The organism is Aurantimonas sp. HBX-1 (assembly GCF_021391535.1).
Lineage (GTDB): Bacteria > Pseudomonadota > Alphaproteobacteria > Rhizobiales > Rhizobiaceae > Aurantimonas.
Map to the genome: position 1 here is coordinate 3348728 of NZ_CP090066.1, position 25497 is coordinate 3374224.

The window sequence follows — 25497 nt, forward strand, 5'->3', positions numbered from 1 at the left end:
CGCGGCCCCGGGGGCCGTCGCGGCCCCCACACGGTGCCTCAAAAACCCATGGCTATGTCCGCCCGCCCTGCCCCGACGTCCCGGCCGAACGCGCTTTGCGCACCGTCGGTCTCGTGCAGGAAGCGGCCCGGCAGCAGCGTCAGCGGCGCGCGCGATCCCTTGCGGCCGGAGAGCAGCAGGCGCACCGCCGGCGCTTCCGGCCGAGGGTGGACGGGCAGGACGTGGAGTCCGCCGAGCCGGCCCTCGCAGGCCAGGAGAGCCGCGGGCAGCGCCGCCGCCGGCAGAACCGCGACGAATCGCCCGCCGGCGGCGAGCAGCGCCGCGCAGCCCTTGATCCACCTCGCCAGGAATTCCGGATCGGTGGCGGACAGCGCCTCGGCCCGCAGCGGGTCGGGCGAGGCGCGATGGCCGCCCGGATAGAAGGGCGGGTTGGTCAGCACGAAATCGAAGGCGCCGTCGCCGATGCCCGCCGCCTCGCGGGCCGGGCGGGGCGCGAGAATGTCGGCCTCGACGACCTGCAGGCGCGGTGCAATGCGCGCGTTGGCGGGCAGCGCCACACTGTCGCGGGCCAGCCGCGCCATGACCGGGTTCTTCTCGACGAGGGTGACGCTGACGCCGTCGCAGCGGCAGGCCGCGGCGATGCCGACGGCACCGGCGCCGGCGCCGATGTCCGCGAGCGTGCCGACGGCGTTTGCCGGCACGCTCGCAGCCAGCAACAGCGCGTCGAGACCGGAGCGATAGCCCCGGCCGACCGGCTGCAGCAGCGCGAAGCGCCCGTCGTAGAAGGCGTCGCACCGGGTTTCCACGACGCCGTCCGGCGCCTCAGGAGAGTTCATGGCCGAGGTCGGCGTCGCGGAGCAGGCGGCGCGCTTGGTCGAGCCGCTCCGGGTCCACCAGGATCCGGCGCGGCAAGACCCCGATCGAGCCGTCGAGGATGCTCATGTGGACGTCCGCGACGAAATGCGGGATCTGCGCGTCCTTGAGCAATGCGTCGACGAAGGATAGGAGAACCGCGTCATTGGAGCGCATGAGTTCCTGCATGTGAGGCACCATTTCGAGGCGAGGATCCGGGCTGGCCGTCAGCGACGGACCGGAAGTCGCTTGTGGCGCCCTAGGTGGAGGCACTGATGGCCTTATGGCAAGTCGTGCCGGACAGGACGCCGTCAAAGGGTTCAAGCGCGCGGTCTTTCTATCGGCGACGAATACGCCATCTTAGGCTCGCGACCCTGGCAGTGTGCGCTGCGGCCGCTGAGGAAACCATCGGAGTAACATGGTGAGCTTGGCCATCCCCGTCGGACGGATCGACACCCGCGCCTCGATCGAACCGCTGCTTGCCGTGAGCGGGCCGGACATGACGCGCGTCAACGAGCTGATCCTGGCCATGGCCGGGTCGAATGTCGAGCTGATCCCCGAAATCGCCGAGCACCTGATCTCCTCGGGTGGCAAGCGGCTGCGCCCGATGCTGACCATCGCATCCGCCCTGGCGCACGGCTACACGGGCGACGCCCACGTGAAGCTCGCGGCCAGCGTCGAGTTTATGCACACGGCGACGCTGCTCCACGACGACGTCGTCGACGAGAGCGACCTGCGGCGCGGCAAGAAGACGGCCCGGACGATCTGGGGCAACCAGGCGAGCGTGCTGGTCGGCGACTTCCTGCTCGGCCAGGCCTTCAAGATGATGGTTGAGGTCGGCTCGCTCACCGCGCTCGACATTCTCTCCAGCGCCTCGGCGGTGATCGCCGAAGGCGAGGTCTGGCAGCTTTCGGCCGCCAAGCACATGACCACCAGCGAGGCCGACTACATGGCCGTGGTCGATGCCAAGACGGCGGCGCTGTTCGCCGCCGCCGCAGAGGTGGGTCCGGTGGTCGCCGGCGCCGGCGATGCCGAACGGCTGGCGATGCGCAATTACGGCCGTAGCCTCGGCCTCGCCTTCCAGCTGGTCGACGACGTGCTCGATTACGGCGGCTCCTCGGCCGACCTCGGCAAGAACACCGGCGACGACTTCCGCGAGGGCAAGATCACGCTGCCGGTCATCCTCGCCCATGCCGCCGGCAACGAGGAGGAGAAGGCGTTCTGGCGCGAGGCGATGGAGCACGGCCGCAACGACGACGAGGCGCTGATGCGCGCCCAGTCGCTGCTGCATCGGCACGGGGCGCTGGAAGCCACGATCGCGCGCGCCCGCAGCCACGGCGAGGCCGCCTATGCGGCGGCTTCCACACTGCCGCGCTCGCCGAGCCGGGACGCGCTGCTCGGCGTCGTCGAGTTCTGCATCGACCGGGTCAACTGATCGTGTAGCGCCGGAAAAACCCAGTCGCATTCCCGACAATCTCTCGGCGCAACAAGGGCGAGCCCTTGCAAAATGGGGCGGCTTGACATCACCTCGGCGAATCGTCCGGCCAGCCGGTGCGACTTGGCGGAGCGTCGAGCGCGGCCATTGGCCGAAGCCGCCCGGAAGAGGATTTCACGTGCAGACAACGCGCCTTCTCTCGCTGCTGACCGCCGCCCTCGTCCTGTCGGGCAGCCCGCTCAGCGCCCTGGCCGCCGGACCGACGAGCGAGCCGCCGGCCGCGGTCGGCGTGCGCGCACAGTCGCTGTCCGGCGCCTATCTGGCCGCCAAGGCGGCGCAGCTCGAGGGCGATCTCGAGGCCGCCAGCGACTTCTACAGCCAGGCGCTGGCGATCGATCCCGATTCCGACCTTCTGCAGCAGGACGCGATGTTCGCGTTCTTCGCCGACGGCCGGTTCGAGGAAGGCATCGATCTCGCGGCCAAGCTGCGGGACACGCCGGAAGCCAGCAAGGTCGCGCGCATCACCCTCGGCGTCGATGCGCTCCGCAAGGGCGACTACGACAAGGCGATCACCGAGCTCGACATCGTCAATCCGAGCGACCTCGACGCGCTGCTTCTGGGTCATCTGACCGCTTGGGCGGAACTCGGCGCCGGCCGCGTCGACGCCGCCCTCTCGCGCATCGACGAGCTCGACAGCGTGCCGTGGTACGCGATCTTCAACGCCTACGAGAAGGGGCTGCTCGCCGAGGTGGCGGGACGCGTCGACGTCGCGCGGCGCGCCTACAGCCAGGTGGTCGACGACCAGGAACTCGCCCGCACCTCCCCGGACGCCTATCTCGCGGCGGCCGAGGCGCTGGCGCGGCTGGAGATGCGGGCCGACGACAGCAAGGCGGCGCTGGCGGCGGTCGACAAGGGCCTCGAGCTGGTGGGCAGCTACGATCCGCTGCTGCACCTGCGCCAGCGTATCGAAAAGGGCGAGACCATCGAGCCGGCGGTCGCCGACGTTCAGGATGGCGCGGCGGAGACGCTGTACATTCTTGGCCAGGCGATCAACCGCGGCGACGGGCAGCAGGTGGCGCTGCTCTACTTCCAGCTGGCGCGGGCGATCGAGCCCCGTAGCCCGGCGCTCCTGACCGCGCTCGCCGGCATCGCCGAGCGCTCCGAGCGCCTCGACCTCGCCATCTCCTACTATCAGGAAATCCCCGAGAGCTCGGCCTATCGGCGCACCGCCGAGCTGCAGATCGGCCTCGACCTCTGGTATGCCGAGCGCAAGGAAGAGGCGAAGGAGCACCTGCGCCGCGCCGTCCGCGACTATCCCGACGACGTTCAGGCCCACTCCGCGCTCGCCGATGTCTTGTCCGCGGACAAGGACTATGCCGGCGCCGCCGAATCGCTCGACCAGGCGATACGGCTGGCGGAAGCCGAGGATTCCGCCGGCTGGAACCTCTATTACCAGCGCGGCATCGCGCACGAGCGGCTGAAGCAGTGGGACAAGGCCGAGCCGGACTTCCGCAAGGCGCTGGAGCTGTCGCCGAACCAGCCGGCGGTGCTGAACTATCTCGGCTATTCCTGGGTCGACATGAACCGGAACCTCGAAGAGGGGCTGGACATGATCAAGAAGGCGGTGACCCTTCGGCCCAACGACGGCTACATCATCGACTCGCTCGGCTGGGCCTATTACCGGCTCGGACGCTACCAGGATGCGGTCGACGAGCTGGAACGCGCGGTGCTGATCACGCCGATGGACCCGACCATCAACGACCATCTGGGCGATGCCTACTGGCATGTCGGCCGCAAGCGCGAGGCCGAGTTCCAGTGGGAGCGGGCGCTGAACGGCGAGCCGGCGCCCGAGCCCGAGGTGGTCGAGGCCATCAAGGTGAAGCTCGAGAAGGGGCTGCAGCCGGAGACCGACGAGGGCGGCTCGGCGGACGGCAAGGCCGCGCCGGCGGCGGATGCGGCCGAGACCGGCGGGCCGCGCGCCAATGCCGCGCCGCCGGAGACCGGCACCAAGGCCGACTGACGCTCCGGGCGCCAGCCGTGCCGACGCTTCCCATCCTCGACGCCGCCGCCACGGCGCCCGCCAAGGTCAATCTGGCGCTGCATGTCGTCGGCCAGCGCGCCGACGGCTACCATCTGCTGGAAAGCCTGGTGACCTTCGTCGCCGCGGCCGCCGACCGGGTGTCCGTGACCGCGGGCGGCGGCACGGACACGCTGGTCGTCGCAGGTCCCTACGCCGCCGCGGTACCGGGCGGCGCGGACAACATCCTGCTGCAGGCGGCGGCCTTCGCGCGGGCGCGCATGGCGGTGCTCGGGGAGATACTGCCGCCGGTCGCCATCCGCCTCGACAAGAACCTGCCTGTCGCCTCCGGCGTCGGTGGTGGTTCCGCGGATGCGGCGGCGCTGCTGCGCATCATCTCGGACGCCTGGCCGGCCGCACGCGGCGTCATCGCCGCCGAAGCCGTGGCGCTCGGCGCCGACGTGCCGATGTGCCTGGCAGGCCGCCCTGCCCTCGTTTTCGGTGTCGGCGAGCAGGTCGAGCCGCTGGCAGATCTTCCCGACCTGCCGCTCCTGCTGGTCAATCCGGGCGTTCCCGTATCGACGCCGGCGGTCTTCCGAAACCTCACGAGCCGCTCGAACCCGAAGCTGCCGGCGCTGCCGCCGGAGGGTTTTCGGCACGCCGCGGCCGTTGCGGACTGGCTGGAGACGACCCGCAACGACCTCGCCGCGCCCGCCATCGCGATCGCCCCGGCGATCGAAGAGGTCACGGCCGAACTGCGTGATCGCGGCGCGCTGTTCGCGCGGATGTCCGGATCCGGCGCCACCGTCTTCGGCCTGTTCGCCGACCATGCGTCGCTGCAGCGGGCCCGGCTTGCCCTCATGGCGGCCCATCCCCGATGGTGGGTCTCGGACCCCGCCGACACGGAGCTGACTGCAGCATGAGCGACGAACGCGCCTTCATTCCGCTGGGGATCGCCATCCTCACCGTCTCCGACACGCGAGGCCTCGAGGACGACCGGTCGGGCGCGGTGCTGGTCGAGCGGCTGACCGCCAAGGGCCACCGCCTTGCCGACCGGCAGATCGTCACCGACGACGTCGCCGCGATCAGGCAGGTCGTCTCCGACTGGTGCAGCCGGGCGGACGTCGACGTGGTGATCACCACCGGCGGCACCGGCTTCACCGGCCGCGACGTAACGCCGGAAGCGCTCGAGCCGCTTTTCGAGAAGCGCATGGACGGCTTCTCGGCGATCTTCCACCGGATCTCCTTCGACAAGATCGGCGTCTCGACGATCCAGTCGCGGGCGACGGGCGGGGTCATCAACGCCACCTTCGTCTTCGCCCTGCCCGGCTCGCCCGGGGCCTGCCGCGACGGGTGGGACCACATCCTCGAGCCGCAGCTGGATTACCGGCACAAGCCCTGCAACTTCGTCGAGATCATGCCCCGGCTGGACGAGCATCTGCGCCGCGGCGGTCGCTCCGCCTGACCCTTACGCCCGCGGCTCAGCGCCTTGCGCGACTGGCGGGCGCCGGGCGGATGTCGGCCGGCAGGGTCACCACGGCGAGCCCCCTTGCCATCGCCTCGAGACTCGAGGCTGTCCTGGCGCGTCCCACGGCCTGCGGCTTCGGCATGAGGAAACCTTCGGCGAGGGCGCCGCGGACCTGACGCAGCCGCTCGAAGAAGCCCGGCCTGTCCGCCCGCGACCGCGCAAAGCGCGCCGCCGGATTGCGGGGATTGCCGCGGGCAACCGCGTCGCCATGCTCGATCACCGCCTCGATCCAGCCCGGCTGCAGCCGCGCCCCCGGCTCGAGCAACAGCAGCCACTCCCCGCGCGCCGACGCGACCACGGTCCGCAGATCGGCCGGCGCCACGATGCGGCACCCGGCATGATCGGCCACCTTGCGGCTTTCCGCCGACATCTGGCGATCGATCAGCACGACCTCGCGCACGACGCCCTCGACGGCGCCCGGCACCAGGGTCGCCAGCGTCGCCGCCACCCCCTGATCGTCCGCTCCGCATTCCATCAGCACCGTCAGCATGACCCTCGATAGCCGAGCCCCGCGATCCTGGCCAGCCGCCTTTTTGTTCTTGTATTGTTCTCCTGCCGGTATTAGGTCTTTGTTCACAAGTCCACCGAGGTTCGAACCGGAAGGGTCAGGCCATGCAGGACGTCAGCGTCGCGGATCGCGCCGCCTTCGCTTCGGCGAACGGCGTCGAGATCGCCAATCAGTTGATCGACGGATCGGGCCTTCGGGTCGACCGCTCGCGGCGGCGGGGCCGCGGCGCGGGGATCAACCCGACCGGCCGCTACGAGCCCTTCGCCCGGGTCGCCTTCGACGACGGCTGGAACAGTCTCGAGGAACTGCCGCCGTTCAAGACCGAGGTGCAGGTCGAGGCGCCGAAGACCATCATCACCCGCAACAGCTCGCCGGACATCTCGTTCGACCGCTCGATCAATCCGTATCGGGGCTGCGAGCATGGCTGCGTCTACTGCTTCGCGCGGCCGACCCACGCCTATATGGGCATGTCGCCGGGCCTCGACTTCGAATCGAAGCTGTTCGCCAAGCCGAACGCGGCCGAGCTCCTGGAGCGGGAACTGTCGAAGCCCGGCTACGAGGTTCGCTCGATCGCCATCGGCACCAATACCGACCCGTACCAGCCGGTGGAGAAGACCTGGCGGATCATGCGCGAGGTGCTGGAGGTACTAGAGGCGGCGAACCACCCGGTAGGCATCGTCACCAAGTCGGCGCTGGTGACGCGCGACATCGACATCCTGTCGCGCATGGCGGCCAAGGGCCTCGCCAAGGTGGCGCTTTCGGTGACGACGCTCGACCGCAGCCTGGCCCGGACGATGGAACCCCGGGCTGCGACGCCGGCAAAGCGTCTGGAGGCGGTCAAGGCGCTGAGCGAGGCCGGCATCCCGGCGATGGTGATGATGGCACCGATCATTCCGGGCCTCACCGATTCGGAAATCGAGCGGGTGCTCGATTCGGCGCAGTCCGCCGGCGCGCGGGAGGTCGGCTACGTGCTGCTGCGCCTGCCGCTGGAGGTCTCGCCGCTGTTCAAGGAATGGCTGCTGCGCCACTACCCCAACCGCTACCGCCACGTGCTGTCGCTGCTGCGATCGATGCGCGACGGCAAGGATTACGACGCGGAGTGGGGCAAGCGCATGCGCGGCACCGGGCCCTATGCCTTCCAGATCCGGCGGCGCTTCGAGATGACCGCCCGCCGGCTGGGTCTCAACGAGGAGCGCACCAAGCTGCGCTGCGACCTGTTCACGCCGCCGCGGGGCACAGGCGTGCAACTCGCGCTGCTCTAGGCAGGCTGGCCTTCGACGTCTCGGCCGGACCGCCACCCCTGGTCCGGCCAGGGCTCGCCGATCTCACCCCGTGGTCGGCGAGGCTTGTGGAGAATCGGAGAATGCGCGAGTCTTGCCGCATCATGGCTCGCCGTTCATCCGATTCTCCCGCTCTTCCAAAGGGCCCGGCCGCCGATACGGCTGGGCCCGACTATTCACGCGAAGCCGCGCTGCTCGGTTCGGGCGCGCGCTGCGTCGCCGGCATCGACGAGGCAGGGCGAGGGCCGCTCGCCGGCCCGGTGGTGGCGGCAGCGGTGATCCTCGACGCCGCCCGGCTGCCGCAGGGCCTCGACGATTCCAAGAAGATCGAGAGGGCCGAGCGCGAACGGCTGTTTGCCGAGATCGTCGCGACGGCGTGGGTCGGGATCGCTTCCGCCAGCGCCCGCGAGATCGACATACTTAACATTCGCGGCGCGACGCTGCTGGCGATGCGCCGGGCGCTGCATGCGCTGGGCGATCCGCCCTGCCACGTGCTGATCGACGGGCGCGACGTCCCGCCGCGGCTGCGCTGCCCCGGCACCGCGGTGATCGCCGGCGACGCCCTGAGCCTGTCGATCGCCGCCGCCTCGATCGTCGCCAAGGTCACCCGCGACCGGATGATGCAGCGCGCCTGCCCCACCTATGCCGGCTACGGGTTTTCGCGGCATGTGGGCTATGCCACCGCCGAGCATCTCGCGGCGATCGCCCGTCTCGGCCCGTCGCCGCTGCATCGCATGAGCTTCCGGCCACTGCGCGCCGATCTGCTGGACGCGGCGGAGTAGCGCACCCCTCGCCGACGCATCCGCGCAGTCGCACGAGGCCCGCGGATAATGCGACCTGCCTGCTCCCTGGACCCGCCTCCCCAAACGAAAGAGGCTGCCTCTCGGCAGCCTCTGAAATTCGTCGATAGGAAGGGGCAGCCTGCGCTGCCCGCCGGTCTCAGTTCAGGTTCTGGCGGACGGCAGCGATCGATTCGCCGATGAACCGGCCACCCTCGGCCGCTTGGCGCTCGGCCAGGATCTTCGCGGCGGCCGCGACGGCGAGGTCGACGGCAGAGGCGCGCACCTCGGCGATGGCATCGGTCTCGGCCTGGGCGATCTTCGACTCGGCCATGGCGGTGCGACGGGCGATATATTCCTCGTTGCGCCGCTTGGCGTCCTCGAGCATCAGCGCGGCCTCGCGCTTGGCGGCGGCGAGGATGTCCTGCGCTTCCACCTCGGCTTCGCGACGGCGGCGCTGATATTCGGCCAGCTGCTGCTTGGCCTCTTCCTTCAGCTCGCGGGCTTCCTCGATTTCCTGGCGGATGCGCACGGCGCGATCGTCGAGGGTCTTGCCGACCTTCTGCGGCGCGCGGACGTACCAGACGATCGCGAGAAACAGGACGAGGCCGACAAAGGCCCAGAATGAATTGTCCATCATGGCCGTGTCAGCTCCGAACCGCGTTGACGGCGCCGGCGATTTCCTCGCGCGGGGCCTCGATGCGCGCAACCTCGCGCAGGATCGCGTCGGTGGCGTCCTCGGCGATGGCTCCGACATCCTTCAGCGCCTCGCGCTTGATGTCGTCGATCCGCAACTGGGCGGCGCCGAGCCGGTCGTCCAGTTCGCCGTCGATGCGCTTGCGCTCGCTTTCGGCGTCGGACCGGGCCGACTCCTTGGCTTCGAGCGCGATCTTGTGGGCGCGGTCGCGGGCTTCGGCGAGTTCCTGCTCGTAAGCGGCCTGCGCCTCGTCGGCGTCGGCGCGCATGCGGTCGGCCGCCTCGAGATCGAGCGCGATGCGATCGCGGCGGTTCTCGAGAATGCCGGCGATCCGCGGCAGGATGACCTTCTTCAGGACGAGGTAGAAGATGCCGAAGGTGATCGCCAGCCAGAGCAGCTGCGATGGGAAATATTCCGTCTCGAATGGCGGGAAACCGCCTTCGTGACCTTCCTCGACATAGATTTCGCCATGCGTCGACGGCGCCGGTGACGCCGGCGGAAGCAGGACGTCGGGCGATTCGGTCTGCGCGAAGGCTTGGCTAACGAACATCGAGGGCTCCGGCAAACGGACCGGCGACAGGGACTGTCGCCGGCCGGTTGGTCTTCAGTGACTGCTTGATCAGACGGCGAAGAGCAGCAGGAGCGCGATCAGCAGCGAGAAGATGCCGAGCGCTTCCGTGACCGCGAAGCCGAAGATCAGGCGGCCGAACTGGCCGTCAGCGGCCGACGGGTTGCGCAGTGCGCCCGAGAGGTAGGCGGCGAACATGTTGCCGAGACCGAGGGCGGTTCCGGCCATGCCGAAGCATGCGAGGCCGGCACCGATGTATCTTGCTGCTTCCGCGTCCATGTCAAACTCCTTTGAAATTTCGATTGCGGCGGGTTGTGGCGGCTGGACGGCCGCCCCTGGATTATCCTGGAGACGTCTTAGTGGCCTGGATGGATCGCGTCGTTGAGATACATGCAGGTCAGGACCGCGAAGACGTAGGCTTGCAACGCGGCGACCAGGAATTCGAGTGCCGTCAGAGCGACGGTCATGAAGAGCGGCAGGATCGCGCCGCCGATGCCGAGGGCGCCCATGGCCGACATCGAAACGATGAAGCCCGAGAACACCTTCAGGGTGATGTGGCCCGCCAGCATGTTGGCGAAGAGACGAACCGAGAGCGAAACCGGCCGGGACAGGAACGACACGACCTCGATGATCACCACCAGCGGCACCAGGATCGCCGGCACGCCGGAGGGCACGAACAGCTTGAAGAAGCCGAGGCCGTTCTTCTTGATGCCGTAGACCACCACGACGCCGATCACCAGGAGCGCCAGCGCGAAGGTGACGATCAGATGGCTGGTCACGGTGAAGAAGTACGGCATCATCCCGAGCAGGTTGGCGACGAGGATGAACATGAACAGCGAGAACACGAAGGGGAAGAAGCGCATCCCCCCGGAGCCCGCGGCATCGCGCAGCATGTTCGCGATGAATTCGTAGGACAGCTCGGAGACCGACTGCATGCGGTTCGGCACCAGGCCGCGCCCGCGCGTCGAGTAATAGAGCAGCGCCGTCGTCAGCGCGACCGTGACCACCATGAACAGGGCGGAATTGGTGAACGAGAAGTCCAGTCCGCCGATCTCGATCGGCACGATGCTGGAGATCACGAACTGGTGGATCGGATCGGTCGGGTTGGTCGCCAAACTCAGTGGTCCTTCGTCACATTCGCTACCCGGCGAGGGCCGCCCTGCCCAATAGCGTCCCGAACCCCGCTTCGCAACACCCCGCGCAAGACTTTGCTGCGGGCGCTCAATCCGGCGTGCCGGGGCTGCCTCCCGGGGGACCGCCGGCCGGGCCACTGCCGGAGGCGCCGCGGATGACGTTGAGGACGCCGGCGGCGAAGCCGATCATCAGGAAGATGATGAGCCCGAAGGGTGAGGTGCCGGCCAGCGTGTCGATCAGATAGCCGATCGCGGCGCCGACCAGGATGCCCGCGACGAATTCGCTGGCGATCTTCAGCCCCTGCGCGACGCCCTGCATTCCCTGCGAGCGGTCCGCCGGCTCGCGGTTCTCGGGCAGCCGCTGCCGCTGCTCGGCGATTCGCCGGGCAAGCGCGGCCCGGCGGGCGGCCAGCGCCGCCTCGTCGACCGGCGGCAGCGTCGGGTCGGGATCGTTCGGTTGGTCGGCCGTCATCGTTTCGCCTCGCGCTGCCACCCGTATCGCATGGGCAGCGCGACGCTAGGCACCCGGCGGGCCGGGCGTCAACAAGGCCGCGGACTGGTGGCGCCCGGCCCTGCCTCTGGATGCCTCAGCGAAAGCCGGCGACCGGGCGCGGCACGTAGGGCGCCTCCAGCGCCGCGATCTCCTCGGCCGTCAGATCGATCGCGAGCGCCGCCACGGCGTCTTCCAGATGCTGCATCTTGGTGGCGCCGACGATCGGCGCAGCGACGCCCGGCTGCTGCCGTACCCAGGCGAGCGCGATCTGGGCGCGCGGGACGCCGCGTGCCGCGGCGATGTCGCCGACCGCCTCGATCACGGCTTTGTCGGCCTCCTCATGCGCCTTGTAGAGAACCTTGCCGACCTCGTCGGTCTCGGTGCGGTTGGTGGCCTCGCCGAACGGCCGGGTCAGCCGGCCGCGCGCCAGCGGCGACCACGGGATGACCGCGATTCCCTCGTCGCGGCAGAGCGGCAGCATCTCGCGCTCCTCCTCGCGATAGAGCAGGTTGAGGTGGTTCTGCATGGTGACGAAGCGGGCCCAGCCGTGACGGTCAGACAGATGCAGGGCCTTGGCGAACTGCCAGGCATACATCGAGGACGCGCCGATATAGCGGGCCTTGCCGGCCTTCACCACGTCGTGCAGCGCCTCGAGCGTCTCCTCGATCGGCGTGCCGTAGTCCCAGCGGTGGATCTGGTAGAGGTCGACATAGTCGGTGCCGAGCCGCTTCAGGCTCTTGTCGATCTCGCTCATGATCGCCTTGCGTGACAGGCCGGCGCCGTTCGGCCCGTCATGCATGCGGGTGAACACCTTGGTGGCGATGACCAGCTCGTCGCGCCGGCCGAAATCCTTCAGCGCCCGCCCGACGATCTCCTCGCTGGTGCCGGCCGAATAGGCGTTGGCGGTGTCGAAGAAGTTGATGCCGAGTTCGATCGCGCGGCGGATGAAGGGGCGGCTCTCCTCTTCCGGCATCGACCACGGATGGGTCCCGGCTTCCGGAACGCCGTAGCTCATGCAGCCGAGGCAGATGGGCGTCACGTCGAGGCCGGTGCGGCCGAGCTTGATCGTCTTCATGGCGGGCATCCCTCGCGTCGTTGCAGCACGCGGGGACAGCGCCGCATGCGCGGCAGGGCAAGATAGTGACCCGCCGCGCGAGGGAAAGGCGGCGCCGCGTCGCCGCCGCCGCGGTGGGTCAGACGGCGACGCCGCCGACCGCCGCCGCGTCGCCCTTCGCCCGCTCCGCCTGCTCGATGGCGAATTCCTCCTCCGGCGAGAGGATCAGGTGATGCCGGCCCACCAGCGCGAAATAGGCGATCCCGACGGCGAACCAGATCGCCACCCCTATGACGCCGGCGCGATAGGTCGGATCGGAGAGCTGGAAGACCAGCGTCACCGCCGCGATGACGATGGTCGCGACGGCGCCCGGGATGCCGAAGGGGCTGCGATACGGCCGGGCGATATGGGCGTGGTTGCGGCGCAGCAGGATGAACGACACCGCCTGCGCGATGTAGGAGCACATGGCGCCGAACACCGCCATGTTGAGCAGCGTGCCGCCGATGATAGCGGAACCGGCGTCGGCGCCGAGGCCGAAGAACAGCACCAGCATGATCACCAGGCCGACGGAGGCCCCGACCACCATGGCGAGATGCGGGGTCTTGCGCTGGTCGTGGGTCAGCGACAGGGCCCGCGGGAAATAGCCGGCCCGCGAGAGCGAGTAGATCTGCCGCCCCTGCGCGAAGATGATCGTGTGGAAGGAGGCGATCAGCCCGATGATCGCGACGAAGGCGAGCAGCTTGGCGATGCCCGACCCGTAGATCGCGCTGAAGCCGGCCAGCAGCGGCTCGCCGGACGAGCCCAGTTCGAAGGAGCCGACGCCCGGCAGCGAGGGGTTGAGGAACAGGATCATGAAGGCCGAGACGATCAGCGTCAGCATGCCGAGCAGGATGCCCCGCGGCATGTCGCGCTTCGGGTCCACCGATTCCTCGGCGGCGAGCGGCAATTGCTCGATCGCCAGGAACAGCCAGACGGCGAAGGGCAGAGCCGTGAGCGCGCCGGTAAGGCCGAAGGGCAGGAACGGCCCGTTGCCGCCCTCGAGCAGGCCGCCGCCGGGCGCGATGTCGAGCGCGTTGGCGGCGAAGTCGATATTCGGGATCGCCGAGATCCAGAAGATGACGAGCACCGCCAGTGCCATCAGCGTCACGACCACCGTCACCTTGAAGGACAGCTCCACCCCGACGACGTTGAGACCGACGAAGACGATGTAGCCGAGGATCCACCAGACCGGCTGGAAGGCGGCCGGCGTCTCGAAGATGCCGGTCAGATAGGCGCCGATGAAGAACACGATCACCGCCGGCGTCAGCACGTACTCGACGTTCTCGCAGAGCCCGGTGATGAAGCCGCCCCAGCGGCCCATGGCGGTGCGCGCGAAGGAATAGGCGGCGCCGGTGTGCGGCAGCGCCGGCGACATCTCGGCGATGGAGAAAGTCAGCCCGAGATACATGATGGCGATAAGGATGGTGGCGATGAACATGCCGCCCCAGCCGCCGGAGGCGAGGCCGAGGTTCCAGCCGGAATAGTGGCCGGAGATCACGGCGCCGACGCCGAGCGCCCACAGCGACCAGACGCCGGCGTATTTCTTCAGGCTGCGCTTGTCGAAATAGGCCGCGTCGGCGGTCTGGTACGAAATGGCTTTGCGTTCGGACAGCATGGCTGGATCCCCGATGAAGCCTCCCGAGGCGATACGATCACCGAATCGTTATGGCGTCAATCTGGGCAGAATGCCGGGCGCACAATGCCTGTGCATTTTGCTCACTCTTCGAGACGCGGCGTCTCGCCGGGCCCGCCAACCAGCCGGTCGTCGGCGTCGTCCTTGAGCCCGACGCCGGACAGGCCGAGCGTGCGGGAGCGCAGGATCAGGTCCACGAGCTTTTCCACCGCCGCCGTCGGGGCGAAGCCGCGCTCGCGGATGTTGGAGACGCAGTTGCGGTCGGCGTCGCTGCGGCCGGGTCGCGGGCCGAAGGTGAGGTAGGCGCCGAGACTGTCGGCCGCCGACAGGCCGGGCCGTTCGCCCACCAGCATCAGCGCGATCCGGGCACCCAGCGCCTCGCCGATCGGGTCGGAGAGGGCGACGCGCGCATGGCTGGCGATGACCACCGGGGCGGTGGTCCAGCCGGCCGGCAGGCGGTCAAGGATCCCCGCAGCGACCTTGGCGCCGTAGCTGTTGGCGGCGAAAGCCGAGAGGCCGTCGGCGACGACCAGCACCAGATCGTGCGGGCCCGGCGTCTGGCGGAGCGTGGCGAGGGACTGCGGCGCCAGCAGCCGACCGAGATCCGGGCGGCGCAGATAGCTCGTCCGGTCGGCGGCCTGGCTGGCAACGGAGAGCGACGAATAGCCGGAGGCCGCTAGCGCCGCCGCGACGCCGGCGACGTCGAACTCGGCATGGACCGCGTCGCGTGCCGCGGCATGCGCCTCGGCGAAGTCGAGATGCGCCGCGGTCGGCAGCCCGGCGCCGAACCGGCCGAGGGCGATACGGGCGTCCGTGTGCCGCCGCAGCCGTGCCAGCGGATGGGCCGTGCCCTCCCCCGTCTCGCGTTCGTCGCTCATTCGGCGGCTTCCAGCAGCTGCGCCCGGGCGGCCAGCATCAGCGATCCGTCGGAGGGCTTCAGGAAGCCGTCCGGATCGAAGATCCCGGCATCGGCCAGCCACGCCTCGAACTCCGGCGACGGGCGCAGGCCGAGGGCGCGGCGGACATAGGCGGCGTCGTGATAGGAGGTCGACTGGTAGTTCAGCATGACGTCGTCCGACCCCGGCACGCCCATGACGAAATTGACGCCGGCGACGGCGAGCAGCGTCAGCAGGTTGTCCATGTCGTCCTGGTCGGCCTCGGCATGGTTGGTGTAGCAGACGTCGACGCCCATCGGCACGCCGAGCAGCTTGCCGCAGAAATGGTCCTCCAGGCCGGCCCGGATGATTTCCTTGCCGTCATAGAGATATTCCGGCCCGATGAAGCCGACGACGGTGTTGACGAGCAGCGGATCGAATTCGCGCGCGACCGCATAGGCGCGTGCCTCCATGGTCTGCTGGTCGATGCCGTGATGGGCGTTGGCTGACAGCGCCGAGCCCTGGCCGGTCTCGAAATACATCACGTTCTGGCCGACCGTCCCGCGCTGCAGTCTCAGCGCTGCGTCATGCGCTTCCTTTAGCATCGAAAGGGTGATCCCGAAGGAGGCGTTGGCCTTCTGCGAGCCCGCCACCGACTGGAAGACGAGGTCGACGGGCGCGGCGCGGTTCATCGCGTCGATCGCCGTCGTGACGTGCGCCAGGACGCAGGACTGCACCGGACAGCCGAGCCGCAGCCGCAGTTCCTCGATGAGTTCGAGCAGGCGGCGCATCGCCGACGGGCTGTCGGTCGCAGGGTTGATGCCGATCACCGCGTCGCCGCAGCCGAAGGCGAGCCCGTCGACGATGGAGGCGGCGACGCCGCGCGGATCGTCGGTCGGGTGGTTCGGCTGGATGCGGACGGACAGGCGGCCAGGCAGCCCCACCGTCGTGCGGAAAGCGGTGACGACGGGCCGCTTGCGGGCAATGGCGATGAGATCCTGGTTGCGGCAGATCTTGGCGACCGCCGCGACCATCTCCGGGGTCAGCGCCCATTTCAGCGCGGCGATGGCGGCGGGCGTCGCCGCGTCCGACAGCAGCCATTCGCGCATCTCGCCGACCGACCAGCCGGCGATCGGCCGGAACGTCTCGGCGTCGTGCTGGCGAAGGATCAGCGCCGAGACGTCGTCCGCGTCCGGGTCGATCAGGGGTGCTTCGAGGATCGCCGCGAGGCTGGTGTCGGCGAGCTGGCGCTGCGCCCGCACCCGCTCCTGCCGGCTCGCCGCCGCGACCCCGGCGAGAAAGTCGCCGGACCGGGCCGGGGAAGCCCTCGCCAGCAGTGTCTTCAGCGCTTCGCCGGACATCGTTCGTCTCCGGGCAATGGGTGGATCGGGGGTCGATCTGACGCATCTGACGGCAAGAGCCGCGTCCGGTCAATTTTCGGGCAGAGATCCGCCTGCGACTGCCCTTGACCTTCCCGTAACGGGAAGCCCCATCTCTGGTTTGACAGGCATATGCGCAAGGGACGGACGTCATGGCAGCGGCAGCGACACACGATCATTCGGCCTGTCACGACCACGCCCACGCGGATGTAGGCGACGGCCCGTCGGTTCGCGATCCGGTCTGCGGAATGACCGTCGCGCCCGGCGCCGGCAAGCCGCATGCCGAGCACGCGGGCCGCGTCTTCCATTTCTGCTCGGATGGATGCCGCGGCAAGTTCGAGGCGAAGCCGGAGGACTATCTCACCGCCAGGGACCCGGTCTGCGGCATGCAGGTCGACCGGGCCAGCGCCCGGTACATGACCAAGCACCAGGGCGAACGCTTCTATTTCTGCTCCGACGGCTGCCAGAAGCGCTTCGAGGCGGCACCCGATGAGTATCTCGGCGACCGCCCGGCCCCGGCGCCGGCTCCTGCCGGCACGCAATACACCTGTCCGATGCATCCGGAGATCGTCCGCGACGCGCCCGGCGACTGCCCGATCTGCGGCATGGCGCTGGAGCCGATGGGCGTTCCCACCGGCGAGGAGGGCCCCAACCCGGAGCTGGTCGACTTCACCCGCCGCCTGTGGGTCAGCGCCCTCTGTACGGTGCCGCTGCTGCTCATGACCATGGGGCCGATGGTCGGGCTGCCGTTCCGGGAGTGGCTCGGCGAGCGCACCGCCATCATCGTGGAGTTCCTGCTGGCGACCCCGGTGGTGCTGTGGGCGGCGCTGCCGTTCTTCAAGCGGGGCTGGGCGTCGATCGTCAACCGCTCGCCCAACATGTGGACGCTGATCTCGCTCGGCGTCGGCGCGGCCTATGGCTACAGCGTCGTCGCGACGTTCTTCCCCGGCATCTTCCCCGCCTCGTTCCGCACCGGCATGGCGATGGACGGCAGCGCGCACACTGGCGTCGTGCCGGTCTATTTCGAGGCGGCCGCGGTGATCGTCGCGCTGATCTTCGTCGGGCAGGTGCTGGAGCTGAAGGCACGCGAGCGGACAGGCTCGGCGATCCGGGCGTTGATGGACCTCGCCCCCAAGACCGCACGCCGGCTGGGCGATGATGGCGAGGAAGCGGACGTGCCGCTGGACGCCGTCGTCGCCGGCGACCGGCTGCGGGTTCGCCCCGGCGAGGCGGTGCCGGTCGATGGCACGCTGGTCGAAGGACGCTCGGCGGTCGACGAGTCGATGCTCACCGGCGAGCCGGTGCCGGTGGAGAAGAATGTCGGCGACACGGTGACCGGCGGCACGCTCAACCGGACCGGCACCTTCGTGATGAAGGCGGAGGCCGTCGGCGCGGAGACGACTCTGTCGCGCATCGTCGAGATGGTGGCGAAGGCGCAGCGCTCGCGCGCGCCGATCCAGGGCCTCGCCGACCGGGTCGCCGGCTATTTTGTGCCGGCCGTCGTCCTCGTGGCGATCATCGCCTTCGCCGTCTGGGCGCTGGTCGGCCCGCCGCCGTCCATGGTGCACGCGCTGATCGCCACGGTCTCGGTGCTGATCATCGCCTGCCCCTGCGCGCTGGGCCTCGCGACTCCCATGTCGATCATGACGGCGACCGGACGCGGCGCCTCGGCCGGCGTGCTGATCAAGGACGCCGAGGCGCTGGAGCGCTTCGCCGGGATCGACACGCTGGTGATCGACAAGACCGGCACGCTGACGGAAGGGCGTCCGCGCCTCACCGACGTGGTCGCGACGGACGGCGACAAGACGGCGCTCCTCTCCGCCGCCGCCAGTCTCGAGCGCGGTTCGGAACATCCGCTGGCCGAGGCGATCGTGGAAGGGGCGAAGGCGCGGGGCGTCGGCCTCGCCGAGGCCACCGAGTTCGACGCCGTCACCGGCAAGGGCGTGCGGGGCGAGGTCGCCGGGGCCCTCGTCGTCCTCGGCAACCGCGCCATGCTGGCGGCGGAGGGCATCGATGCCGCGGCGCTGGAGGACGCGGCGAGCCGTATGGAGACCGACGGCAAGACGGTGATGTTCGTCGGCATCGACGGGCGTGCGGCCGGCCTGCTGGCCGTGTCGGACGCGATCAAGCCGACCACCGAAGCAGCGATCCGCGCGCTGCACGAGAGCGGCATGCGCATCGTCATGGCCACCGGCGACAACGAGCGCACCGCGCAGGCGGTCGCCCGGACGCTCGGTATCGACGAGGTGCGGGCCGGCCTGTCGCCGGAGGCCAAGCAGCGCCTGGTGGAAGAACTGCGCGCCGCCGGCGCCAAGGTCGCGGTCGCAGGCGACGGCGTCAACGACGCGCCGGCGCTGGCCGCCGCCGAGGTCGGCATCGCCATGGGTACCGGCGCCGACGTGGCGGTGGAGAGCGCCGGCATCACGCTGGTGAAGGGCGATCTCAACGGCATCGTGCGGGCCCGCCGGCTGGCGCAGGCGACGATCCGGAACATAAGGCAGAACCTGTTCTTCGCCTTCGTCTACAATGCCGCGGGCGTGCCGATCGCCGCGGGGATCCTCTACCCAGTCTTCGGCCTCCTGCTGTCGCCGATGCTGGCAGCGGCGGCGATGAGCCTGTCCTCGGTGTCGGTCATCGCCAACGCGCTGCGGCTGCGGACGGTGAAGCTGTGATGCTCTGCTCCCTCGGAAAAAACCATGAACCCCCGGAGACACCGATCATGAAGACCCTTCTCGCCGGCGCCGTTCTCGCCGCAAGCCTGCTCGGCTCGTTTGCTCCCGCCCATGCCGATCATGCCGATCGGCACATGACCGTGATCAAGTCGCCCACCTGCGGGTGCTGCGAGGCGTGGGTGGCGATCGCCCGCAAGCACGGCTTCGACGTCGACACCGAAGACACGGACGAGCTGGGCCCGGCCAAGCAGCTTGCCGGGGTTCCCGGCGAGCTGCAGTCCTGCCACACGGCCCGCATCGGCGGCTATGTCGTCGAAGGTCACGTGCCGATGGCGGCGATCGACCGCCTGCTCGCCGAGCGGCCGAACATCCGCGGCATCGCCGTCCCGGGCATGCCGATCGGATCGCCCGGCATGGGCGACGATCCGCAGGCCCGCTTCAGCGTCCACGCCTTCGGCACGTCGGACGGCAGCCAGCCGGTCTTCCACGAAGCCGGCCGCTGACCGGCGCGCTGGGCAATCAGGCCTGGCCGAGCTTCTCCAGGATGGCGGAGAAGTCGCGGCCCCGTCCGCCCGCTTCGACGAAGCGCGCGTAGATGTCGCGGGCATGGCGGCCGAGCTCGGTCTCGGCCCCCGCGGCTTCGGCGGCCTCCTGCGACAGGGTCAGGTCCTTCAGCATCAGCTCGGCGGCAAAGCCCGGCCGGTAGCCGTTGTCCGCCGGGCTCTTCGGCCCAACGCCGGGCGCCGGGCAGTAGGTGTTGAGCGACCAGCACGAGCCGGAGGAGGTGGAGGCGACGTCGAACATCGCCTGCCGGTCGAGGCCCAGCCTGTCGGCGAGGTGGAAGGCCTCGCAGACGCCGATCATCGAGATGCCGAGGATCATGTTGTTGCAGATCTTCGCGGCCTGGCCGGCGCCGGCCTCGCCGCACAGCACCGCCTTCTGGCCCATGATCTCGAACAGCGGATGGCCTTTTGCGAAGGCGTCCGCGCTGCCCCCGACCATGAAGGTCAGCGTGCCGGCCGCCGCGCCGCCGGTGCCGCCGGAGACCGGGCCATCCAGCGACAGCAGCCCCGCCTGCCGCGCAATGTCGTGCACCGCCCGGGCGCTGTCGACGTCGACGGTCGAGCAGTCGACCAGCAGCGCGCCCGGCTCCGCCAGCCTGGCGATGTCGGCATGGACGGCGCGCACGATGGCGCCGTTCGGCAGCATGGTGATCACCGCCGCCTGGCCGCGCACCGCGCCTTCCAGCGTCTCGGCGGGGGCGACGCCCTCCACGGTCACCCCGGCCGGATCGTACCCGGTGACCGCGTGGCCGGCCTTCGCCAAATTGGCGGCCATCGGCGCGCCCATGTTGCCGAGACCGATGAAACCGATCTTCATGGCCGTCCCTCCCCGTTGTCTTCGAATGTCAGTTCGGCGTCGCCGAGCGGCGCCAGCATCGCGGCGACCCGCGCCGCCGGCAGGTCCTCGAGCCGCGCCACCGGCCATTGCGGGTTGCGATCCTTGTCGATCACCGCGGCGCGGATGCCTTCCTGCAGGTCGCCCCCCTCCTGGCTGCGGAAGGTGAAGCGATATTCGTGGCGGAGGGCATTTTCGATGGTCGGCTCCTGCCTGACCGCCCGGGTGATCACCAGCGTCGCGGCGACGGAAAGCGGCGAGCCCTTGCGGATCGCCTTGAGCGTCTCTGCCGCGAAGTCACTGGCGTCCGCCGCGAGCGCCGCGACGATGGCGGCGGCATCCGGCGCCGCGAACCACTGGTCGATCAGCCCGCGCCGGTCCGCCAGCACCCCGGCATCGGCAGGATCCGTGGCGTAGATGTCGACCACGCCCGGATCGCCGATCTCGACGAGGCGCGCCACGAGTTCGGGCAGCCGATCGGACGCCATGGCGACATCGGCGAATCCGGCCAGGATCGCGTCCGCAGCGCCCATGCGGAAACCGGTCAGGCCGAGATATTCGCCGAGCCGGCCGGGCGCGCTGGCAAGGAGCAGCGAGGCGCCGACATCGGGGACGAGACCGATGGCGCATTCCGGCATCGCGACCATCGAGCGCTCGGTGACGACGCGATGGCTGCCATGGGCCGCCATGCCGACGCCGCCGCCCATGACGATGCCGTCCATCAGCGCGACGAAGGGCTTGGAATAATGGCGGATCAGACGGTTGAGACGGTATTCCTCGGCCCAGAAGCGCCGGCCCGCGGCGAAGTCGCCGGCGAGCCCGCACCGGTAGAGGTCGGCGATGTCGCCGCCGGCGCAGAACGCGCGGTCGCCGGCTGCATCGATGATCACCAGCGACACCCGCCGGTCGCCCTCCCATGCCCGCAGGGCCGCCTCGATCGCCACCACCATGCCGTAGGTCAGGGCGTTGAGCGCCTGCGGGCGGTTCAGCGTGATGCGCCCCGCCCGCCCCTCGATCCGGATTTGCACCTCGTCCGTGGCGGCACTCATGAATGCTCCGCCAGCAGCGCGCGCGCGGTGATCATCCGCATGATCTCGTTGGTGCCTTCGAGGATCTGGTGCACCCGCAGGTCGCGGACGATCTTCTCGATGCCGTAGTCGGCGAGATAGCCGTAGCCGCCGTGCAGCTGCAGCGCCATGTTGGCCACCTCGAAGCTCGCGTCGGTGACGAAGCGCTTGGCCATCGCGCAGTGCTTGGTGGCGTCCGGCGCCTTGGTGTCGAGCTTCCATGCCGCCTGGCGCAGGAAGATGCGCGCTGCCTGCAGTTCGGTCTCCATGTCGGCGAGACGGAACTGAAGCGCCTGGAATTCGGTGAGGCTTTTGCCGAAGGCGGTGCGGTCCTTCATGTAGGCGACCGACTTGTCGAGGCAGGCCTGCGCCGCGCCGAGCGCGCAGGCGGCGATGTTCAAGCGGCCGCCGTCGAGCCCGGTCATGGCATAGGTGAAGCCCCTGCCCTCCTCGCCAAGAAGATTGCCGCGTGGCACGCGGCAGCCTTCGAAGCGCACTTCCGCCGTCGGCTGGGCGATCCAGCCCATCTTCTTCTCCGGCGCCCCGAAGCTCATGCCCGGCGTGCCGTTCTCGACCAGGATGGCGGATATGCCTTTCGGGCCGGACGCGCCGGTCCGGGCCATCACCACGTAGAGATCGGAGAAACCGGCGCCGGAGATGAAGCTCTTGGTGCCGTCGAGCCGGTAGTCGTCGCCGTCGGGCTTCGCGGTGGTGCGCAGCGCCGCCGCATCCGAGCCCGACCCTGGCTCGGTCAGGCAGTAGCTGCCGACCGCCTGCATGGTGGCGAGCTTCGGCAGCCATTCGGCGCGCTGCTGCTCGGTCCCGAAGCTGTCGATCATCCAGGCGACCATGTTGTGGATCGACAGGAACGCCGAGACGGACGGGTCGCCATAGGACAGCGCCTCGAAGATCAGCGCCGCGTCGAGGCGGGACAGACCGGAACCGTAGTCGTCGCGGACGCAGATCGTCGCCATGCCGAGCTCGGCAAGTTCCGCGAGCAGTTCGCGCGGCAGGGCCTTTTCCTCCTCCCAGCGCGCGGCATTCGGGGCCATCTTCTCGACGGCGAAGTCCCGCGCCATGGAGAAGATCTGCTGCTGTTCGTCGCTGAGCGAGAAGTCCACGCGCGCCCTCCCAAGCATCCGCTGGTCCTCAACGAGGTCTAGAAGGCTCGGGACGAGGCATCAAGGGGCGTGGTCGGGTGAGGAAGAGCGTTTGGGGCAGACGCGGGGGGCAAGTCCCCGCCGCGCGGCCGCGCGGAAGGCTCAGGCCGTGGCGGCCGCGGGCATCGGCGCCCGGGGGACGGTGATGTTGGCATTGGCGATCACGGCACGGCGCCGGCTGCAATGCGAGACATGTCCGTCCGCATAGCGGATCAGGAAGTTGCCCGGCTGCGGGATGGAGCGCATGAAGAAACCGTCGCGGACATCGACCGTCCGGCGTTCTCCGTCGCTGTCACGAACCTCGATCTGCCGTTTCACGATATCGACGCCGACGATCTCGCTCACCTCGGCGATGGCGTTCGTCACTCCCAGCATGCGTGCGCGCGGCTTCAGGTTCTGAACCAAGTCGTACCTCCGTCAAACTGGTGTCGATGAGAGGTTAACGAGGATTGTATTCCTTGGTTCCACATGGCCGACACAATTCGGCAGGGCTTCGCAACAATTGCCGAGACGATCAGGCCACCTGCGAGAGCCCGCCGGTGCCGGCCTGGCGGATAGCACGCATGTTCGCGGCATAGTGTTCCGGCGTGCCGCCCTTGAACACGGCGGAGCCAGCGACGAGCACGTCGGCGCCGGCCTCGACCACCAGCGGCGCGGTCTCGGGCGTCACCCCGCCGTCGATCTCGATGTGAATGTCGCGGCCGCCGATCATCGCCTTGACCCGGCGGACCTTCTCGACCACCGACGGGATGAAGGCCTGGCCGCCGAAGCCCGGATTGACCGTCATCAGCAGCACCAGGTCGAGCCGGTCCAGCACGTATTCGATGACGCTCTCCGGCGTCGCCGGATTGAGCGAAACGCCGGCCTTCTTGCCGAGCGCGCGAATCGCCTGCAGCGACCGGTCGAGATGCTTCGTCGCCTCGGCATGCACGGTGATGATGTCGCAGCCGGCTTCCGCGAAGGCTTCGAGGAAGGGGTCGCACGGCTCGATCATCAGATGGCAGTCGAACACCTTGGTCGAGGCCTTGCGGATCGCCTTGATCACGGGCGGGCCGAAGGTGATGTTCGGCACGTAGTGGCCATCCATGACGTCGAGATGGATCCAGTCCGCGCCCGCCGCGTCGACCGCCGCCACTTCCTCGCCGAGGCGGGAGAAGTCGGCGGACAGGATCGACGGCGCGATGATCAGGGGCCTCGTCATGGTGTCTCCTCGCGGTGTCCGGCGGCGGCCGGCTGGTCGTTGCCCGCCTTCTGCTGGAAGACGCGGCTCGCCGCAATGTCCTCGGCGGCGATCAGCGACAGCGCCGCCGCGTCAAGCGGCCCGTCCGCCTGCTCGAACAGCCGGTTGGCCTGGCGAAGGCGCGCCCGGTCGAGGGCGTTGCGGATGGAGCGGGCATTGGCGAAATGCGACTGGCCCCGGCGGTGCTCGATGTAGCTCGCCAGCATTTCCTTGGCATCGGGGCTCAGCCGGTAGTTCTGGCGGTCGAGCATGCCCACGGCGATGCGCAGCAATTCGTCGTCGCTGTAGTCGGGGAAATCGATGTGGTGGGCGATGCGGGAGCGAAAGCCCGGATTGGACTCGAAGAACTTGTCCATCCGGTCGGCATAGCCGGCGAGAATCACCACGAGGTCGTCGCGCTGGTTCTCCATCACCTGCAAGAGGATCTCGATCGCCTCCTGGCCGTAGTCGCGCTCGTTCTCCGGCCGGTAGAGATAATAGGCCTCGTCGATGAACAAGACGCCGCCCATCGCCTTCTTCAGGATGTCCTTGGTCTTGGGGGCGGTGTGGCCGATATACTGGCCGACGAGGTCGTCGCGGGTGACCGAGACGAGATGGCCCTTCCGAATATAGCCGAGGCGATGCAGCAGGCTGGCCATCTTCAGCGCCACCGTGGTCTTGCCGGTGCCGGGATTGCCGGTGAAGCTCATGTGCAGGGTCGGCGTGTCGTGCGCCAGGCCGAGCCGCTTGCGCGCCCGCTCGACCAAGAGCAGCGCGGCGGTCTCGCGGATGCGCTTCTTCACCGGCGCGAGGCCGACCAGTTCCCGGTCGAGCTCCTCCAGCACGTCCTGCACCCCGGCATCGCGATATTCCTGCTGCAGGTCGACGGTGGTCGGGGCCGTGCCCGAAGCGCCGGGGGTTGCGGCAGCGCCGGCCTCCCCGGCTCCCGCCGCCGCCTCCGCGCCTGCCGCCGGGCTGCGGGCCGTCGCAGGCGCATCGGCTTCCTTCGCCGGCTTACCTGCCTTCTCCACCTGGTCGAGATAGCTCATTCGATGACCTCCCGTTGGTTTCGCCGTCGCGGCGCATTCGCTCCCGAGCGAGGCACCGCCCCCGACGCGTCGTCATCCTCGGGCCCCGTCCCGAGGATCCAGTCTTCCGCGCCGCTGATGCCAGGGTAACGCGGCACAGCACGCCGGTCCCGAGCCGCCGCCGGATCTTCGGGACGGGGCCCGAGGATGACGGCGACGTTGGAGACAAGCCGACCCCGCTCAATCGGCGTAGCGATCGCCTTCCGGCTTGTCGGTGGCGTAGGGCTCGGTGGTGTAGCGGATGTTGCGACCGCCGGCCTCCTGGCGCCGGAGCCGGAAGCCCGGCTCGTTGGCCGGCCGGTTGACGATGAAGGACAGCTTCACCGACTCCCAGCCATGGGTGGAGTCGAAGGCCGACAGGCGGATGTAGAGGTCGCCATGCGCCTTGCGGCAGTTGGCGAGTTCCATCATCACGCCGGCCGCGTCGGCGATGTCGAACATCGGGTGGCCCCACATGTCCCAGTAGGTGTTCCGCGGGTGCGGGTCGTCGGTGTATTCGAGATTCACCGCCCAGCCATTGTCGAGGCAGTACTGGACCTGCGCGGTGATCTGCTCGTCGGTGAGGTCGGGCAGGAACGAGAACGCCCCTTGGGTGATACGCATCGTGTGATCTCCTGTGATCG

The 25497-nt window shown here is 69.3% G+C and carries 27 protein-coding genes; 8 read left to right on the forward strand and 19 right to left on the reverse strand.

Annotated elements, in window-relative coordinates; translation table 11 throughout:
• Positions 1–38: 38 nt before the first annotated feature.
• Both LXB15_RS15925 and LXB15_RS15930 read right to left on the reverse strand, forming a co-directional pair.
• Positions 39–836: a tRNA1(Val) (adenine(37)-N6)-methyltransferase gene (locus LXB15_RS15925; RefSeq protein ID WP_233949371.1), complete on the reverse strand. Its 798-nt coding sequence runs from the start codon at positions 834–836 to the stop codon at positions 39–41.
• Positions 823–1041 carry a DUF2007 domain-containing protein gene (locus LXB15_RS15930; protein ID WP_233949372.1) on the reverse strand — a complete coding sequence of 73 codons (219 nt, stop codon included), beginning with the start codon at positions 1039–1041 and terminating at the stop codon, positions 823–825. Before LXB15_RS15930 ends, LXB15_RS15925 begins: the two co-directional genes overlap by 14 nt.
• Positions 1042–1270: 229 nt before the next feature.
• On the opposite strand from LXB15_RS15930, the gene LXB15_RS15935 reads away from it, so the two are divergent.
• The 4 genes from LXB15_RS15935 to moaB all read left to right on the forward strand — a co-directional run bounded on the left by LXB15_RS15935 (position 1271) and on the right by moaB (position 5769).
• On the forward strand, positions 1271–2287 hold the full coding sequence (locus LXB15_RS15935; protein ID WP_233949373.1) for a polyprenyl synthetase family protein: 1017 nt from the start codon (positions 1271–1273) through the stop codon (positions 2285–2287).
• A gap of 178 nt (positions 2288–2465) precedes the next feature.
• Positions 2466–4307 carry a tetratricopeptide repeat protein gene (locus LXB15_RS15940; RefSeq protein ID WP_233949374.1) on the forward strand — a complete coding sequence of 614 codons (1842 nt, stop codon included), beginning with the start codon at positions 2466–2468 and terminating at the stop codon, positions 4305–4307.
• A 17-nt stretch (positions 4308–4324) separates the two neighbouring features.
• Complete coding sequence (locus tag LXB15_RS15945) at positions 4325–5227, forward strand: 4-(cytidine 5'-diphospho)-2-C-methyl-D-erythritol kinase (protein ID WP_233949375.1); 903 nt, start codon at positions 4325–4327, stop codon at positions 5225–5227.
• A complete protein-coding gene (gene moaB, locus LXB15_RS15950) occupies positions 5224–5769 on the forward strand; it encodes a molybdenum cofactor biosynthesis protein B (RefSeq protein WP_233949376.1) in 546 nt (181 codons plus the stop codon). The genes LXB15_RS15945 and moaB overlap by 4 nt, the downstream gene beginning before the upstream one ends.
• Before the next feature lie 16 nt (positions 5770–5785).
• On the opposite strand, the gene LXB15_RS15955 is transcribed toward moaB, so the two are convergent.
• The gene (locus LXB15_RS15955; protein ID WP_233949377.1) at positions 5786–6322 is read right to left on the reverse strand and encodes a glycosyl transferase family 2; all 537 of its coding nucleotides are present in this window, start codon (positions 6320–6322) and stop codon (positions 5786–5788) included.
• 122 nt (positions 6323–6444) lie between these two features.
• On the opposite strand from LXB15_RS15955, the gene LXB15_RS15960 reads away from it, so the two are divergent.
• Both LXB15_RS15960 and LXB15_RS15965 read left to right on the forward strand, forming a co-directional pair.
• Positions 6445–7602 (forward strand): PA0069 family radical SAM protein, encoded by a 1158-nt coding sequence (locus LXB15_RS15960; RefSeq protein WP_233949378.1) that lies wholly within the window; start codon positions 6445–6447, stop codon positions 7600–7602.
• 119 nt (positions 7603–7721) lie between these two features.
• Complete coding sequence (locus LXB15_RS15965; RefSeq protein ID WP_370640237.1) at positions 7722–8402, forward strand: ribonuclease HII; 681 nt, start codon at positions 7722–7724, stop codon at positions 8400–8402.
• Positions 8403–8559: 157 nt separating this feature from the next.
• On the opposite strand, the gene LXB15_RS15970 is transcribed toward LXB15_RS15965, so the two are convergent.
• The 9 genes from LXB15_RS15970 to LXB15_RS16010 form a co-directional block, all read right to left on the reverse strand.
• Positions 8560–9036 (reverse strand): F0F1 ATP synthase subunit B, encoded by a 477-nt coding sequence (locus LXB15_RS15970; protein WP_233953210.1) that lies wholly within the window; start codon positions 9034–9036, stop codon positions 8560–8562.
• Between the two features lie 10 nt (positions 9037–9046).
• Entirely contained in the window at positions 9047–9646 is a 600-nt protein-coding gene (locus tag LXB15_RS15975; protein ID WP_233949380.1) for a F0F1 ATP synthase subunit B, read from the reverse strand.
• A 69-nt stretch (positions 9647–9715) separates the two neighbouring features.
• Positions 9716–9943 (reverse strand): F0F1 ATP synthase subunit C, encoded by a 228-nt coding sequence (locus LXB15_RS15980; protein WP_163042766.1) that lies wholly within the window; start codon positions 9941–9943, stop codon positions 9716–9718.
• A 77-nt stretch (positions 9944–10020) separates the two neighbouring features.
• A complete protein-coding gene (locus LXB15_RS15985) occupies positions 10021–10779 on the reverse strand; it encodes a F0F1 ATP synthase subunit A (RefSeq protein ID WP_233949381.1) in 759 nt (252 codons plus the stop codon).
• Between the two features lie 106 nt (positions 10780–10885).
• On the reverse strand, positions 10886–11269 hold the full coding sequence (locus LXB15_RS15990; RefSeq protein ID WP_233949382.1) for an AtpZ/AtpI family protein: 384 nt from the start codon (positions 11267–11269) through the stop codon (positions 10886–10888).
• Positions 11270–11384: 115 nt separating this feature from the next.
• Positions 11385–12365 carry an aldo/keto reductase gene (locus LXB15_RS15995; RefSeq protein WP_233949383.1) on the reverse strand — a complete coding sequence of 327 codons (981 nt, stop codon included), beginning with the start codon at positions 12363–12365 and terminating at the stop codon, positions 11385–11387.
• A 118-nt stretch (positions 12366–12483) separates the two neighbouring features.
• Positions 12484–13998: an amino acid permease gene (locus LXB15_RS16000; RefSeq protein WP_233949384.1), complete on the reverse strand. Its 1515-nt coding sequence runs from the start codon at positions 13996–13998 to the stop codon at positions 12484–12486.
• A gap of 101 nt (positions 13999–14099) precedes the next feature.
• Positions 14100–14894 (reverse strand): ethanolamine ammonia-lyase subunit EutC, encoded by a 795-nt coding sequence (gene eutC / locus LXB15_RS16005; RefSeq protein WP_233949385.1) that lies wholly within the window; start codon positions 14892–14894, stop codon positions 14100–14102.
• Positions 14891–16252, reverse strand: a complete 1362-nt coding sequence (locus LXB15_RS16010; RefSeq protein WP_233949386.1) for an ethanolamine ammonia-lyase subunit EutB — start codon at positions 16250–16252, stop codon at positions 14891–14893. Before LXB15_RS16010 ends, eutC begins: the two co-directional genes overlap by 4 nt.
• A 170-nt stretch (positions 16253–16422) precedes the next feature.
• Here LXB15_RS16010 and LXB15_RS16015 point away from each other — a divergent pair, with 170 nt between their 5' ends.
• Positions 16423–18942, forward strand: coding sequence for a heavy metal translocating P-type ATPase (locus tag LXB15_RS16015; RefSeq protein WP_255696610.1), 2520 nt, complete (start codon positions 16423–16425; stop codon positions 18940–18942).
• A 47-nt stretch (positions 18943–18989) separates the two neighbouring features.
• Positions 18990–19445: a DUF411 domain-containing protein gene (locus tag LXB15_RS16020; protein ID WP_233949388.1), complete on the forward strand. Its 456-nt coding sequence runs from the start codon at positions 18990–18992 to the stop codon at positions 19443–19445.
• A gap of 16 nt (positions 19446–19461) precedes the next feature.
• Here the strand turns inward: LXB15_RS16020 and mmsB are convergent, their stop codons facing one another.
• The 7 genes from mmsB to LXB15_RS16055 form a co-directional block, all read right to left on the reverse strand.
• The gene (gene mmsB / locus LXB15_RS16025; RefSeq protein ID WP_233949389.1) at positions 19462–20322 is read right to left on the reverse strand and encodes a 3-hydroxyisobutyrate dehydrogenase; all 861 of its coding nucleotides are present in this window, start codon (positions 20320–20322) and stop codon (positions 19462–19464) included.
• Positions 20319–21389 (reverse strand): enoyl-CoA hydratase/isomerase family protein, encoded by a 1071-nt coding sequence (locus LXB15_RS16030; RefSeq protein WP_233949390.1) that lies wholly within the window; start codon positions 21387–21389, stop codon positions 20319–20321. The genes mmsB and LXB15_RS16030 overlap by 4 nt, the downstream gene beginning before the upstream one ends.
• Positions 21386–22528 carry an acyl-CoA dehydrogenase family protein gene (locus LXB15_RS16035; RefSeq protein WP_233949391.1) on the reverse strand — a complete coding sequence of 381 codons (1143 nt, stop codon included), beginning with the start codon at positions 22526–22528 and terminating at the stop codon, positions 21386–21388. The genes LXB15_RS16030 and LXB15_RS16035 overlap by 4 nt, the downstream gene beginning before the upstream one ends.
• A gap of 141 nt (positions 22529–22669) precedes the next feature.
• Positions 22670–22972, reverse strand: coding sequence for a hypothetical protein (locus tag LXB15_RS16040; RefSeq protein WP_233949392.1), 303 nt, complete (start codon positions 22970–22972; stop codon positions 22670–22672).
• Positions 22973–23081: 109 nt separating this feature from the next.
• Entirely contained in the window at positions 23082–23768 is a 687-nt protein-coding gene (gene rpe, locus LXB15_RS16045) for a ribulose-phosphate 3-epimerase (protein ID WP_233949393.1), read from the reverse strand.
• Positions 23765–24835, reverse strand: a complete 1071-nt coding sequence (gene cbbX, locus LXB15_RS16050; RefSeq protein WP_233949394.1) for a CbbX protein — start codon at positions 24833–24835, stop codon at positions 23765–23767. Before cbbX ends, rpe begins: the two co-directional genes overlap by 4 nt.
• A gap of 219 nt (positions 24836–25054) precedes the next feature.
• Positions 25055–25477: a ribulose bisphosphate carboxylase small subunit gene (locus LXB15_RS16055; RefSeq protein WP_233949395.1), complete on the reverse strand. Its 423-nt coding sequence runs from the start codon at positions 25475–25477 to the stop codon at positions 25055–25057.
• Positions 25478–25497: the final 20 nt, after the last annotated feature.